The sequence below is a fragment of the Methanococcoides sp. DA23 genome, assembly GCF_057593895.1.
On the sequence record NZ_CM172520.1, the window covers coordinates 1,962,367 to 1,975,751 of the forward strand.

The window sequence follows — 13,385 nt, forward strand, 5'->3', positions numbered from 1 at the left end:
TTTCAATTACTCCGTATTTTATTCAGAACATATCCCCCGGCAATGAAGACCGCGAATACCACAAAGGGAAGAATATCCATAGGTGGTGCACTATATTGAGGGATGTTCATCTGTTTCGTTTTGATGTAAGCAGGAACAATAATGGCACCCATTAGATAGTAGATACCAAGGATCATCATGATGTTACCGAGCGTTTCGGGGGTCTTGCCAAGTTTTTTGCAAAGCAGTGATGTTGAAACGACAGAAATGAAAAAAACCACTCCCACAAGCAATCCTATCAGAGTGCCACTCATATCGATGTATGATGCCAGCAGCATACAGGATATGAACAATGCTGTCAGGCAGACAGGACAGGGAAGCGAGATCACAAGGAATGTACGATGGGAAACATCACAGCCGCAGTTCCATTGTTTCTGGGTATAGATGCCAGCCCCGATCAGTAACAACGCAACCAGGACGTGGAGAGACATACCCATGCTCGCAATCACATCAAGGTTCGACTGGTCCACATACCCTATCAGACTACCCAGAATGATGGACAGGACAAGATAACTGGAAGCCAATAGAAGAATGCTTTTCAGACTACGGTTAGAGAAACCACAACCAATCCCGGTTTTTACACCAAAGAGCAAGATCGCCATTAGGATACCTACGACTGTGAGAATTACCATGTTCATTTGGGAACACCCATTGGGCATGGCGAGCTAAATGCTGAAATGTATTCATTTATGACCACATATACCACCCTTTTTGCTTATATTTAATATCTAAATTTTGAAATTATATGCATAATTTAATACAAATAATCTGAATTGTAACAAGTAAACTTGTTATGACATATAAAGACGCGCATTTAGATTATACACGTAATTGAAAAAGTGTATATACATACCACATAGCCAATACAAATATAATCTAAATGGATAACGATTGGTGATCGTATTAGAAGTTTTAAAAACGAAAAGAGAAAGAATTAAAGAAAGCTATCTGAGAAAAATATCCAGTTACAGCGCTCCTAGCAAGCTCATTCGAAGAATGGCTTCAGGTCATTTATGCCCAATGAAACATTGAACTCTTTCAATTTGAAGAACTTCTTTGCCCTCATATCATCATCCTCAAGCCGAAGATCACTTTCAACAAAACCAGCTTTTTCAAGACGTTTCAAGTGAAGATAGAGGACCTGACGCGAAACGCCCAGTTCTTTGGCAAGCTCATAGACATACCATTCGCGCTCAGAAAGCATACACAATAGCTTAAGGCGTAATGGATGGGAAATAGCCTCCCCTATTGACACCACTTGCTGCATTGTACGTTCCATGGTTCGACCGGGTGCTGTTTTAGATCTCTTCCAGTTTCTCTTTGATCTCCTCTACGGTCTTCTTGATGTCAGCAACATCCTTTTCCATACTCACAAGCCGTTCATTGCTGTTCTGTGAGCCCACTAACCCTGAGCGGCTAAGGAAAACGATAGCTGCACCTACAACCACAAGTATGAGGATGATCTCCAGAAGGAAACCGAAAGCATTGAAAGCATTGAAAGTATCGTAATAGTGCATCATAGTAATCGATAGTATGTCACTGTTTTTATATTAGCGTTTACTCCAGCTTCTTCAATATCTTGCCCAGAGTTTCACGATTGCTCTCAACCTGCTGTTCGATCCTCGAGAGACGGAGATCATCGTTGTTATTTACACCATTGTTATGCACACCATTTCCATTGTGGCAGAATGATGTGGACCCGTTCCTGAAGAGAGACATCACGAACCAAATGATAACTGCAAACAGAATTAACATGAATATCATACCAAAACCTCCTATTCCACCATATCCCCCATACAGACCATATCCCATCATATTTCTCAGCTCCTTTTTTAAAATACAGATATCGATAAAGACAAAATGATATCAGCAGGTTTCCTGCCAAAGGTGGTTGTGGTGGTACTGATCAATAAAGGACAGGAAACCCACATAATTCGATCATATAGAAAAATCATTAGTAACGGTACATTCCACCGTTACCCATTCCATACCCTTGCCCATAGCCATTCATCATGCCGTAGCCAGGTCCGTAGCCATTCATCATACCCTGCCCATAACCATGCATCCTGCCATATCCCCTTGGAGCATAAGTGTAAGACTGGTCGGTAAGATCGACAACATCCCCAGTGAACGCATCGATGTAGCTCTGCGCAATAGTGCCTTCATCATCCACATACTGTACGACCCACCATCTGCCCATTGTGTAGATATTCTCTTCTTTCACATCAGGATCTATGTCGGCCTTTGCAATATTCAGTGCATCATCCACACCAGTTACCACTACCTCAGGGTAACCGAGGTTCTGACCATCACCATCGTAAGCTGCACCATATCCGCCTCCGTAACCAGGGCATCCGCCATATCCATAAGCAGCCTGAACTTCACCTGCTGTGGCAAGCATTCCAGCACCTGCAACAAATAGAGCGCCTATCAAAAGCATTGTTGTTGTTTTACTCATATTGTTCACCTTCATAATAGTCGAGTAAGGCATATGTCATATATGTAGCCTATATGTTACACATGTACGCATCCATATATAAGGATGTTGAGTCACAACTGAGAAGTAGCCCCTAGATATCGTTTTTAAAATATTTGCAGTAATCAAAACGCTTATCACACATAATAAGATTAGAACTGTTGATTCCAATGAGAAAAGCACTATTACTCCTAATACTTACAGGCATGCTCCTTGTGAGCGGGTGTGCAAGCAACGGGGATCAGGAAAATACCATGGTACAAGAAGGAGATTTAATATCGGTCAACTACATCGGTCAGCTTGAAGACGGAACTATCTTTGATACATCCCTTGAAGATGTAGCAAAGGAAGCAGGGCAGTACAATCCTGCAAGAGGATACGAGCCCCTTGAGTTCAAGGTCGGTGCAGGCCAGATGATCGCAGGGTTCGATGCAGGTGTTGTCGGTATGACGGTCGGTGAAGAAAAGACGGTCACCATCCCAGCAGCAGAAGCCTACGGAGAATATGATGAGGAACTTGTCCAGCCTGTCCCAATAACCCAGCTTAAAGAAATGGGTATCGAGGCAGAGGTCGGTATGCCCCTCTTCACCCAGTACGGTCAGGTCACCATTGTCAGAATGGATGAGACCAACGCCTATGTTGACTACAACCACCACCTTGCAGGAGAGACATTGGTCTTCAAGATCACCTTGGTTTCCATTGGCCAGGACTGAACATTACATATGGAAAAAGAAGAGAAAATAATTTCGATCCTGCTGGCGATGGCAATACTATCGCTGGCAGTCGCTTATTTTATATACATCCCTGGAGAGTTGAGCGGCAATGTTGGACCATTGTCAGATTCGACCACTATCGGAGAAAAGGTCTTTGTTGAAGGACCTGTCCTCAATAAGAGGATGACCTATTCCGGAGACCATCTTATTCTGGAGATCGATCACGAAGGTGAGATGATCACTGTGTTCGTTCCGAACAACAAAGGTGCCAAAGGAATAGACAAGGAACTGGCAGTCAACGATATGGCACATATTGAAGGGATCCTTGACGAGTATGAAGGTGAACTTGAGATCATTGTAAAGGACAAGAAGGATATTGAAAAGCTCTGAAACTTTTAGACCCCTTGTTCAAAATAGCAACAGTAATAAAGAAAAACAGCATCTTAGAGGGCATGAAAGCGTGTATCATGTGTGGGGGGGAAGGCACACGACTTCGCCCACTTACCTTTGAGAGACCTAAGCCAAGCATACCTATTCTGAACAAACCGTCTGTAGTGCATCTGATAGAACACCTTGCCATGGAAGGGTTCACAGAGATAGTCATTACCATTGGCTACATGGCAGAAAAGATAGAGGAAAGCCTCGGGGACGGCAGGATGTTCGGAGTTCATATCGAATATGTATATGAGGAAAAGAGGCTCGGTACCGCTGGTGGAGTTAAGAATGCGGAAGAGTTCCTTAAAGGTGAACCGTTCATGATAGTGGGCGGAGACCACGTAATGGACCTTAGTCTGCGCAGTATATACCGCCAGCATGAAATGAACGATGCCATGATAACCATCGGACTTATGTCCATCGATGACCCTCGTGAATTCGGTATCGCGGACATGGATGTCAACAACAGGATCCACCGCTTTTTAGAGAAACCCGGCCCAGGAGAGATATTCAGTAATCTTGCGAGCACAGGTATCTACATGTGTTCCCCGGAAATATTCGACTGGATACCCGAAGATGAAAAATATGATTTTGCAAAGGACCTGTTCCCGGCATTGATGAGTAAGGGAGAGAAGATCAATGGAATGCTGGTGTGTGGCCACTGGACCGATGTAGGAAGTTCCACGGCATACAGGCAGGCACAGAGATGGATGCTCGAATCCCTCCCAGGAACATCCATTGAAGGTAATTTCAATACAAAGGACGCACGAATACAAGGCCCCCTGAAGATAGGGAACAATGTTATCGTCGGTACGAATTCCGCACTTGTGGGACCTATCGTCATAGGTGAGAACACCACCATCGGAGACAACGTGCTTATCGGACCTTACACTGCCATAGGCTCCAATTGTGTCATTAAGGACAATTGCAGGATATTATCTTCATATATATTCAACGATGTGACCATTGGATGCAACACAAATGCATCCGGATCCATAATCGACAATTATACCGTTGTCGGACAAAATTGTAACCTTGAGAACGGAACTGTTATCGGGCCACGTGTGATCATAAGAGATGATGCTACGATCCACTCTGATGTGAAGATATGGCCTGAAGTGACCATAAAAGCCGGTTCAAGGATCAAGGAGACCATGATCAATCCAGAATTCGACTAAACTTCGAAGTTACCAAAACCATGAATCGGATCATCAAGTGGCTATCTGTTTCGCTTGTTATCAGCTTTATATCGATAGTACTTCTGCTGATATTCACAGTAGATACTACGACCATTGATGCGATCCTGAACATTAAGAAAGAGGCTATTGTTGCTGCAATAGCCCTTCAGTTGTTCTCATACGTAGTATGGGGATTACGGACGAAATTCATGTGCCAGTCGCTGGGACATGACATAAAGGCCTTGAAAACGATCGAAATAGCAATATCCAGCCTTCTTGTCGCAGCTGTTACACCCTCTTCTGCAGGTGGAGAAGCATTGAGGATACACCTGCTTTCCAAAAATAAGATCCCTATAGGAAAGGCCACGGCTGTCATAGTGGGAGAAAGGCTGACCGATGCATTTCTTATCCTTCTTATCGCACCATTTGCCCTTTACATTTTAAGAGGGTTATTCCCTGAAGAGAACTTCGATATGATGCTGATAGCAGGTGAACTGTTCATTTTCATGATACTGGGAATGCTGACATATGCAATATGGAAACCGAACAAGACAAGGTCCACAATTCACTTTTTTGTAAACAGGACAAAACGCTTCCATGGCAGGAAGACAGATGAAGCTCTTGCAAACGTTCTGAGAAAGATAGACATAGAGATGGACCATTTCCAATATAGTATAAGGTATTTCACCAAAAAGGGAAGGAAAGGACTCTATTATGGAACTATCTGTACCATCGTTTATAGAGGAACACTTTACTCCATACTGCCGGTGATACTTGCAGGACTCGGACAGCCCCCGGAGATCTTACTTTCGTTCATGGTACAGATACTTCTTACATGCCTTATGATAATACCTGCAACCCCCGGAGCAAGCGGTGTTGCTGAATTCGGTGCCAGCTCGCTCTTTTCCGTTGTTGTCGCGACCCCTTCATTGATAGGGATAACAGTGCTCACATGGAGAGCCCTCACATATTATATGAATATCATTATTGGAGGGTTTATCAGCATCAAGGTACTCAAAGATGCAGATATCATCAACGAATCCATCAAAAAGTGAACATATACGGGAATTAACACTGATAAATGAACATCCCAGAATGAAGATTCAGGGATTCACAGAAAAGTATTCAAGTATATTTTCTGCTAGAGCCACTTTTTGAACAAGTTCATCCATATTCGCATAAGGCACACCACTTATGATCTTAGACACATCCATGGCACTTAGACCGGGAATTTCCTTTATCACCTGCAAAGGAGTGGAATTTACATCCAGTGGAAAAGGTATCGCTTTTACAGAACGCTGTCCATGCCCCACAATAGCAGCATCGACGAATGCACCCAGAGGAAGATCAAGAGGGAATCCCACAAGGAGGGGGTATGAACCGAACTGTCTGCCAAATGTGAGGTCGTGCTTTGACCTTTCATCATGGACCTCGCACATTACATCCTTGAGCACAGTTCCGATCGGCACGATCTTCCTCAACATCGGCAGGTCGATCTCCTTTCGGACCTTTTCTTTGTATTTGAGAAACAGTTTTTTGTGCTTGTAAACAAGATCATCGTTCCCGTGCACTTTAGTTCCCGGAAATGCCATGACCTGCCTAATATTTATCCTCCGCACAAGAAGCCCGGAATCCAGCACATCCTTAAGAAGCTCGTAGTTCAGCTCGAATGTCTTCTTGGTCTCCCCGGGCAGACCATGAACAAAGTTCAATCCCGGAAGCAACTCCGGTAAACCACTACTACCCCTTGCCGAGCCAACATCGTTTATCATCTTAATTACATCGAAAACATCATCCGGGTGTACTTTGAGGTCATTCGCACTAACAACGGCAGGGTCCGCACTTTCTATGCCCAATGCTGCGATATCGCCAGAGGTATGATATTTCACGATGGTCTTCAATATCTCAAGGCTCTGTTCTGGATAGGCGACCATGGTTGCAGGGTTCGTGTTATCCATGTGCAGAACTTTCAGTTCAGGAGCAACCTTTCGGATACCACTGTAAAGGGTTTCCAGGATGTCCGGGCTCGGCTGAAGAACATCAGCACCTATATCCTTAGCATGATAACTCAATAGGTCCGGCTGCCTCCCAATACGGAAGTTCCTTGCACCAAGATCATAAAGTGAAGCTACTTCAGCGATCACATCTGCCACAGGACGGTGATCGGAATGACCGTAGAACCTTTCAGTGCAGAAAGAACAGTGCACCTTACGACCACATCCACGATAGGTTTCCAGTTCACACATAACGTGAGGATAATCGGGATGTTGAGCTATTATAAAAGCACCGAGCTTAGCCCATCTGCCGATCTCATCCACAGTCCTCATCCTGTGAGCGACATCTTCAGGATCACAGATTTTGCCATTCTCGAAAAGATCATAGACAAAAGCTTCGATATCGCTTTTTGCGAGAATGGTGTCCTCGGCGTCAATTCCAAGTTCTTTTGCACCTTTGCCACCTTCTTTACTGAAACCAAGACGAATGGGACCACCTATGACCTTGATACCTGAGGCAAGGGTGCAGAGGTTCTCGATCTCGCCTGGAGTTATCGGCGAGGAACGAAGGTATTTGCCGGGAACTGTCATACCGGACAATATTACCACAATATCAGCCTTTTTCAAGAGCTGGACATCATCAGAAGTTGCTGTTCTGAGACTGTCGATGGTAAAATAATCAATGTCATGCTCTAAAAAGCCTTTTTCACGCAGGGCCCCGGCTATGTAACGAATATAAGGAGAAATATAGGGCGGGACTCCGAAACATGCCGGTTCATCCACATAACCATCTATTATCACAGCTCTCATGAGATACTAAAAGGAAGGATGGCTTATAAATGAACCTTTTGACATAACATGCCATATTATTCATATAGTTTAATCGTGTAGAATAGTTGGTCATTGCATTTACGAGGTTATCATATGAGAAGTGACAATACAAAGAAAGGAGACGCACGAGCGCCTAACAGATCGCTTTTGAAAGCTATGGGAGTGACGGATTCTGAGATGAAAAAACCGTTCATAGCTGTTGTGAATTCCTGGACAGAGTTCATTCCGGGACATATTCACCTTGACAAAGTAGCAGAAGCTGTAAAGGCCGGTATTCGCAATGCAGGCGGTGTTCCTTTCGAATTCCATACAATAGGTGTCTGTGATGGTATCGCAATGGGACATGAAGGTATGAAATACTCACTTCCAAGCAGGGAAGCAATAGAAGATACCATTGAGATAATGTTGCAGGGACAGCAGATGGACGGCATGGTCATGGTCACCTCATGTGACAAGATCACACCGGGACACCTCATGGCAGCCGGAAGAGTTGACATTCCGGCAATTGTTGTGACAGGCGGTCCAATGCTCCCCGGATTCGTTGATGATAAATACACAGACCTGGTTTCCGTTTTCGAAGGAGTTGGAGCCTGCAGGAGCGGTGCAGTCTCATCTGAGAAACTTAAACAGCTTGAAGATCTCTGTTGCTGTGGTGCAGGCTCATGTGCAGGAATGTTCACTGCAAACACAATGGCATGTATGACAGAGGCTCTCGGACTCAGTCTTCCAGGCTGTGCGACCGCACATGCCATCGATGCAAAAAAGATGCGCATTGCAAAGGAGTCAGGAGAAAGGATAGTTGCAATGATAAGCGAAGGACTTACCGCACGCAAGATCGTCACTGAGAAGTCATTTGAGAATGCAATAAGAGTGGACCTTGCAGTAGGCGGAAGTACCAACACGACCCTTCACCTGCCTGCCATAGCACACGAGTTCGGGCTTGAACTTCCTCTTGAGAAATTCAATGAACTTAGCAGAACAACTCCCCACCTGATAGGACTCAGACCTGGTGGAGAAAACTTCATGATCGACTTTGAAAGGGCTGGCGGAGTTCATGCAATCCTGAAGAGACTCGTATCAAAGCTCAACCTTGATGAGATGACGGTCACCGGAAAGACCGTTGGCAAGAACATCGAGGAATTCGTTATAGTCAATCCAAAGACGAACGAACGCGTCATCACGACGCTCGAGGAACCCCTCCATGAGGAAGGCGGAATTGCGGTACTCAAAGGAAACCTTGCCCCTGATGGAGCTGTGGTCAAACAGGCTGCCGTTGATGAAAAGATGCTAAGGCACACCGGACCTGCAAGGGTCTTTGACAGTGAAGAAGAAGCAATGGAGACCATCCTTAAAGGAGATATCAAACCAGGTGACGTTGTGGTCATCAGGTACGAAGGGCCAAAAGGAGGACCAGGAATGCGAGAAATGCTCTCCCCCACATCCGCCATAGCAGGAATGGGACTTATCGATTCCGTTGCACTAATTACGGACGGAAGGTTCTCAGGCGGTACAAGAGGTCCATGTATAGGACATATATCCCCCGAAGCTTATGAGGGCGGTCCTATTGGATTGATACAGGAAGGTGATATCATAGAGATAGATATGCCTGAAAGAAGAATTGAGCTCAAAGTATCAGAAGAGGAACTTGAAAAGAGAAGGGCCGTGTTCAAACCGGTGGAAAAGGAAGCTACGGGATACCTTGCACGCTATCGAAAGATGGTATCTTCAGCAAGCAAAGGTGCTATCAGAGAATAAAGCTGCATTATGCAGCTAAACTTTCTTTTTTACAACTTAGTATTATTATTTTGTTTCTTATTTAGAAGTCCTTGTGAGATGCACAATTCCGTCTTTCACGATATTAGACACCTTTCCTGAAGCCAGAAGCTGGTTTATCTTGGTTTCAAGCTCATCATCCGTATATCTTCTTGGAAGAAGGTTCTTGATGATATCCTTCTTTACTTCAGAACCGAATGGCAGATATGCAAGAATAGAACTTTCCAACCTGTCGGCCGCAGGTCGCGGACCTTCAGAAGCAGATGGAGTCCTGGCCACCACTTCTGCAGAAGGCAAACTTGAATTGTTATTTACCTGATTCCCGGAAGGTGCGAACATTGATGTTACCGGAACATTTGATGTTGAAGATGGAAGTGGTTTTGAAGAGATCACACCTTCTTCGATCAAAGATGCAAAATTACCCGTTGGTGGGACAGATCTTTCCAGCAAATTTTCCAATGGTGGCTCCAGATCATTCGATGAACTTTCTATTTCACGGACTTCATTAGTGAATGCATCCTGCTTGAGAGAAACGAGAGTCTCAAAAGGAGTGGGGTCTGGAGAAACAGAAGACATAGGTTCACTTATGAAGGGATCAGAAGGCAAGATACCCTGTACGAGCGTTCCTTCTTTCGTGGAAAGGTCGTCTTCCCCAGAGAGTAATTCCGGCGGTATTTTCAACTCCGGAAATGATAAGGTTGCATAAGGAAGTTTTATATCGAGATCTCCTGGAACTGTTGAATTTGGACCAGAAGTTTCCACGATTGGATCTGAAACTGAATTAACATGGGCACCAGCCTCAATAGAAACGTTGTCAACAGAAACATTGTCAACAGAAATATCGTCAACAGTAACATCAGCAACGGAAACATCGTCAACAGAAACATCGTCAACAGAAACATCGTCAACAGAAACATCAGCAACGGAAACATCGTCAACAGAAACATCGTCAACAGAAACATCAGCAACGGAAACATCGTCAACAGAAACATCAGCAACGGAAACATCGTCAACAGAAACATCAGCAACATAAGCATCGGAAACAGAAGCACCTTCAGCAGAAACAGTTTCATTGAGACTTGATCTTTTCATAAGATTAAAAATGACAATGTTCATATCACTGATCTTATCTTCAAGTTCATCTATGCGGTTTGCCATATCTGCAATATCCCGCTGAAAATATGCCATTTTTTCAATAGACATATACTTTGCATTGTCACTAGGTTCATTCGGAACATTAAGATGTAATATGGTCTGTTCAGCCAAATCTTCCTGAACCGGTATGATGTCCAAAGCATCATCAACCCTTACACCTTCAACATCTACATCATTTGAGCTGTTGTTCGACACCGGAGGTTTGCATTCTACCCCTCCCAACTCTTTCTCAAGAAGTGATGCTACAAAGGAATCCCTATCCTTGACATCGGACAATCCATCATATAACTCATCAGATATACTAAGCTTAAGTTCTTTCATGCCTGACCAACCTGGAAGTTAAGAGGAATATGTATAGAAGCAATACATAAGCATTTCCAAGACCGAATAATTCATACCAGCCTATTAAGAGGGTGTCTGGAAGCGGTCTGGGAAACCATATCAGATGAAGCTTCTGCTATCATAATATCAGCCATTGCAGCCATTGGGAAGGTGTATGTGGCATTCTCGATGGGACCATAAAGTACAAAATCGCCACCAACTAGTTGCTGCATCGTTACCGTTCCGATATCACACATACGATATACAAGAGGATCGAGCTTCTTCTTTTCCTTGAGCCATCTCCAGGAGGAAGGAGCATTATGAATACCTGAACCTACAGGGAATCCCCATTTCTCCTTGGCTGCCATTGTCATACGAAGTGCAATGCCTGCACCATTACCCATGGGAGTAATGCTCGGATCAATAAGGATATTACTTATGCCACAGTCCTCTGCAACTTCGATCAAACCCTTATCAAGTAATTTGCCGCCATCTTCAAGCAGGGACATCCTGCCCTCAAGGGAAGAATCCATTGCATTGAAACCAAGAACAATGGAACTGTCAATATCAGAAAGCTGGAGGGCTTCGCATTCAGCTTCTGTGATGCTCATATTGATGGAATTATAGATGGTCTTGTCAGCAAGACCGACATCCGTGACATACTCAGCAGAAGCCATTCTGACCTCCGGTTGCGGAGAATCGATTATGAATGGAGAATCAGTTACAGATGAAACGAAGTCAACATATTCCTGCATACTTTTGACAGTGTTGGCAAAGATATGAACTATCGAAGGATTACCAGTCTCATCCGACATCAGGTCCTGCACGTTCACAAGGTCCTCTGCAGCGAAACGATCAAAGATCCCAATATCCGCATTCTCTACGATTTTATGCCCTTCGTAGAAAATAGTACCTGCAAGGACCGTCGGAAGTTCACCGGGTTGGCCGCCCATCTTCACACCAGCAATATTCACGATCTTCTGTTCCTTCTGGAAACAGAACATGCCACCACCCACCATATCCGCTGGGACTGTCTTCCTCTTCGTCACAACTTCCACAACAAAAGGATCTTCGCAATATGAACCTTCCTTTGAGCAGTATTCATCAACGATATTGTATATTTCATCAATATCAGTAAGACCTATGCGGTCGATTATCGTAACCTGTTTCTGGAAACGTTCGATGGCATCCTTTCCGATGTTCTCCACAAAAGGGATAGCACCATCCGAACCAATTATGCGACCATCATCATCGATGCCGTTCTTATGAAGTGCAAGAAGCGTTTGCCCAGCAAGGTGACCTTTTGATTCATTACCACATAGCAGTACATATCTTATATTGGAATTCGAGATCGTGTTTATGATGATCTTTTCCGCACCAAGGTTCTCGGTCTTGCAACTACCCCACATAGCAGCTTTCTCATACGGTTCCAATGAACTCGCAAGCGTGATAACAGCAATACAGGAATCCTCTTTACCGGAGACACAATCCCCTTTTACAACAGGCCAGTCAAAGGCAACAGTTTCTATGTCAACACCCCTTAATTCGATCCATTCCTTTCGTTCTTCATGTCCACAAGAGCACTGGCAAGCATTATGGCTTTCGTATAGTGGCCGCCAACTCGTGAAGTATCCACGAAGACATGATCATCCATCAATACCGGCGCACCAATACCGTCCCCTCCGCCGAGGAAAACAAGTGTCCTGAATATCAGGTTGCCGGTTATACCGTCTGGAGCAAAGATAAAGTTCGCTTCCTTGATAGCATCTTCGATGAGTATTGTATAATGCTTTGCACATATACCGTTTTCCCGAAGCCTGGATGCAAGGAAATCCCCATCTGCAAGGGTACGGTCGATCTTCTCGTGCCTGCCAAGATCTCCCATTCTGCCCCCTGAAAGTATGCCCACCACAGGCTCGATCTCGAACCTGCGTATATGTTCGACACCAAGACACACAAGGGTTATCTTGTCCGAGAGGTCATTTCCTTCATCGATGCCAACAGGAGCAAGGAAGAACGGGACACCATCCGCACTTATCAGAAAGGCCATGCGATACAACTTTTCGATGCCAAGGACATCCTTAAGATGAGAAAGAGTGCCGGAAGCATTAGCAGTACCTCTTACCGCAGCATCCACTGAACCGGAAGCAAGCAGATCCCCAAGAACTAACTCGGGTTCATGGGTATTGATGATCTCAAGAGAAGTTCCCACAGAATCGATCTCCTTTTTATCCCCTACAAGAATAACGTGAGCATAACCCGAATTGTGAGCATTCTCGATACTGGAGATCATCTTTGCAGAAGGATTTCGAACTCCTATGGCAACCTTTGCCACATTTGAAATAGCCCTTCTCCTAACAACATCCATAAGACCTTCTGTGCTGCTTTGCCGAGCCACGATACACCTGCCAGAAATGATATTAATTAGAATCAAAAAGAAATGCAAACATTAATTACTTTTCCCTTTTAT

Annotated in this window: 14 protein-coding genes and 1 pseudogene; 5 read left to right on the forward strand and 10 right to left on the reverse strand. The window is 44.4% G+C overall.

Annotated elements, in window-relative coordinates; genetic code table 11:
* Positions 1–2: 2 nt before the first annotated feature.
* From AC20MK_RS09715 to AC20MK_RS09735, 5 genes are all read right to left on the reverse strand, one after another.
* The gene (locus AC20MK_RS09715; RefSeq protein WP_487355615.1) at positions 3–677 is read right to left on the reverse strand and encodes a DUF2162 domain-containing protein; all 675 of its coding nucleotides are present in this window, start codon (positions 675–677) and stop codon (positions 3–5) included.
* A gap of 347 nt (positions 678–1,024) precedes the next feature.
* A complete protein-coding gene (locus AC20MK_RS09720) occupies positions 1,025–1,318 on the reverse strand; it encodes a winged helix-turn-helix domain-containing protein (RefSeq protein WP_172368486.1) in 294 nt (97 codons plus the stop codon).
* Between the two features lie 19 nt (positions 1,319–1,337).
* Entirely contained in the window at positions 1,338–1,559 is a 222-nt protein-coding gene (locus AC20MK_RS09725; RefSeq protein ID WP_487355616.1) for a hypothetical protein, read from the reverse strand.
* A 37-nt stretch (positions 1,560–1,596) separates the two neighbouring features.
* Positions 1,597–1,854: a hypothetical protein gene (locus AC20MK_RS09730; protein ID WP_487355617.1), complete on the reverse strand. Its 258-nt coding sequence runs from the start codon at positions 1,852–1,854 to the stop codon at positions 1,597–1,599.
* Between the two features lie 139 nt (positions 1,855–1,993).
* Positions 1,994–2,497, reverse strand: coding sequence for a hypothetical protein (locus AC20MK_RS09735; RefSeq protein ID WP_487355618.1), 504 nt, complete (start codon positions 2,495–2,497; stop codon positions 1,994–1,996).
* A gap of 188 nt (positions 2,498–2,685) precedes the next feature.
* Here AC20MK_RS09735 and AC20MK_RS09740 point away from each other — a divergent pair, with 188 nt between their 5' ends.
* The 4 genes from AC20MK_RS09740 (at position 2,686) to AC20MK_RS09755 (ending at position 5,896) form a co-directional block, all read left to right on the forward strand.
* Positions 2,686–3,228 carry an FKBP-type peptidyl-prolyl cis-trans isomerase gene (locus AC20MK_RS09740; protein ID WP_487355619.1) on the forward strand — a complete coding sequence of 181 codons (543 nt, stop codon included), beginning with the start codon at positions 2,686–2,688 and terminating at the stop codon, positions 3,226–3,228.
* A 9-nt stretch (positions 3,229–3,237) separates the two neighbouring features.
* On the forward strand, positions 3,238–3,618 hold the full coding sequence (locus AC20MK_RS09745) for an OB-fold nucleic acid binding domain-containing protein (protein WP_487355620.1): 381 nt from the start codon (positions 3,238–3,240) through the stop codon (positions 3,616–3,618).
* A 62-nt stretch (positions 3,619–3,680) separates the two neighbouring features.
* Positions 3,681–4,841, forward strand: a complete 1,161-nt coding sequence (locus tag AC20MK_RS09750) for a nucleotidyltransferase family protein (protein WP_487355621.1) — start codon at positions 3,681–3,683, stop codon at positions 4,839–4,841.
* Positions 4,842–4,861: 20 nt separating this feature from the next.
* The gene (locus AC20MK_RS09755; protein ID WP_487355622.1) at positions 4,862–5,896 is read left to right on the forward strand and encodes a lysylphosphatidylglycerol synthase transmembrane domain-containing protein; all 1,035 of its coding nucleotides are present in this window, start codon (positions 4,862–4,864) and stop codon (positions 5,894–5,896) included.
* Between the two features lie 48 nt (positions 5,897–5,944).
* Here the strand turns inward: AC20MK_RS09755 and AC20MK_RS09760 are convergent, their stop codons facing one another.
* Complete coding sequence (locus AC20MK_RS09760; RefSeq protein WP_487355623.1) at positions 5,945–7,645, reverse strand: radical SAM protein; 1,701 nt, start codon at positions 7,643–7,645, stop codon at positions 5,945–5,947.
* Between the two features lie 114 nt (positions 7,646–7,759).
* Here AC20MK_RS09760 and ilvD point away from each other — a divergent pair, with 114 nt between their 5' ends.
* Positions 7,760–9,421, forward strand: coding sequence for a dihydroxy-acid dehydratase (ilvD, locus tag AC20MK_RS09765; RefSeq protein WP_487355624.1), 1,662 nt, complete (start codon positions 7,760–7,762; stop codon positions 9,419–9,421).
* A 57-nt stretch (positions 9,422–9,478) separates the two neighbouring features.
* Here the strand turns inward: ilvD and AC20MK_RS09770 are convergent, their stop codons facing one another.
* The 4 genes and pseudogenes from AC20MK_RS09770 to mtxX all read right to left on the reverse strand — a co-directional run bounded on the left by AC20MK_RS09770 (position 9,479) and on the right by mtxX (position 13,283).
* Positions 9,479–10,915: a hypothetical protein gene (locus AC20MK_RS09770; protein WP_487355625.1), complete on the reverse strand. Its 1,437-nt coding sequence runs from the start codon at positions 10,913–10,915 to the stop codon at positions 9,479–9,481.
* 71 nt (positions 10,916–10,986) lie between these two features.
* Positions 10,987–11,919 (reverse strand): tetrahydromethanopterin S-methyltransferase subunit H, encoded by a 933-nt coding sequence (gene mtrH, locus AC20MK_RS09775; RefSeq protein WP_487357101.1) that lies wholly within the window; start codon positions 11,917–11,919, stop codon positions 10,987–10,989.
* 96 nt (positions 11,920–12,015) lie between these two features.
* A pseudogene (locus AC20MK_RS09780) lies at positions 12,016–12,465 on the reverse strand (tetrahydromethanopterin S-methyltransferase subunit A); the annotation flags it as partial.
* Positions 12,456–13,283: a methanogenesis marker protein Mmp4/MtxX gene (gene mtxX, locus AC20MK_RS09785; RefSeq protein ID WP_487355626.1), complete on the reverse strand. Its 828-nt coding sequence runs from the start codon at positions 13,281–13,283 to the stop codon at positions 12,456–12,458. The pseudogene AC20MK_RS09780 and the gene mtxX, both read right to left, overlap by 10 nt.
* Positions 13,284–13,385: the final 102 nt, after the last annotated feature.

What these genes read in the sequence shown, in the direction of transcription:
- mtxX (WP_487355626.1), bottom strand. Translation starts at nt 13,283, where the DNA reads ATGGATGTTGTTAGGAGAAGGGCTATTTCAAATGTGGCAAAGGTTGCC.
- AC20MK_RS09720 (WP_172368486.1), bottom strand. Translation starts at nt 1,318, where the DNA reads ATGGAACGTACAATGCAGCAAGTGGTGTCAATAGGGGAGGCTATTTCC.
- AC20MK_RS09745 (WP_487355620.1), top strand. Translation starts at nt 3,238, where the DNA reads ATGGAAAAAGAAGAGAAAATAATTTCGATCCTGCTGGCGATGGCAATA.
- mtrH (WP_487357101.1), bottom strand. Translation starts at nt 11,919, where the DNA reads ATGTTCTGTTTCCAGAAGGAACAGAAGATCGTGAATATTGCTGGTGTG.
- AC20MK_RS09770 (WP_487355625.1), bottom strand. Translation starts at nt 10,915, where the DNA reads ATGAAAGAACTTAAGCTTAGTATATCTGATGAGTTATATGATGGATTG.
- AC20MK_RS09750 (WP_487355621.1), top strand. Translation starts at nt 3,681, where the DNA reads ATGAAAGCGTGTATCATGTGTGGGGGGGAAGGCACACGACTTCGCCCA.
- AC20MK_RS09725 (WP_487355616.1), bottom strand. Translation starts at nt 1,559, where the DNA reads ATGATGCACTATTACGATACTTTCAATGCTTTCAATGCTTTCGGTTTC.
- AC20MK_RS09730 (WP_487355617.1), bottom strand. Translation starts at nt 1,854, where the DNA reads ATGATGGGATATGGTCTGTATGGGGGATATGGTGGAATAGGAGGTTTT.
- AC20MK_RS09715 (WP_487355615.1), bottom strand. Translation starts at nt 677, where the DNA reads ATGAACATGGTAATTCTCACAGTCGTAGGTATCCTAATGGCGATCTTG.
- ilvD (WP_487355624.1), top strand. Translation starts at nt 7,760, where the DNA reads ATGAGAAGTGACAATACAAAGAAAGGAGACGCACGAGCGCCTAACAGA.
- AC20MK_RS09755 (WP_487355622.1), top strand. Translation starts at nt 4,862, where the DNA reads ATGAATCGGATCATCAAGTGGCTATCTGTTTCGCTTGTTATCAGCTTT.
- AC20MK_RS09760 (WP_487355623.1), bottom strand. Translation starts at nt 7,645, where the DNA reads ATGAGAGCTGTGATAATAGATGGTTATGTGGATGAACCGGCATGTTTC.
- AC20MK_RS09735 (WP_487355618.1), bottom strand. Translation starts at nt 2,497, where the DNA reads ATGAGTAAAACAACAACAATGCTTTTGATAGGCGCTCTATTTGTTGCA.
- AC20MK_RS09740 (WP_487355619.1), top strand. Translation starts at nt 2,686, where the DNA reads ATGAGAAAAGCACTATTACTCCTAATACTTACAGGCATGCTCCTTGTG.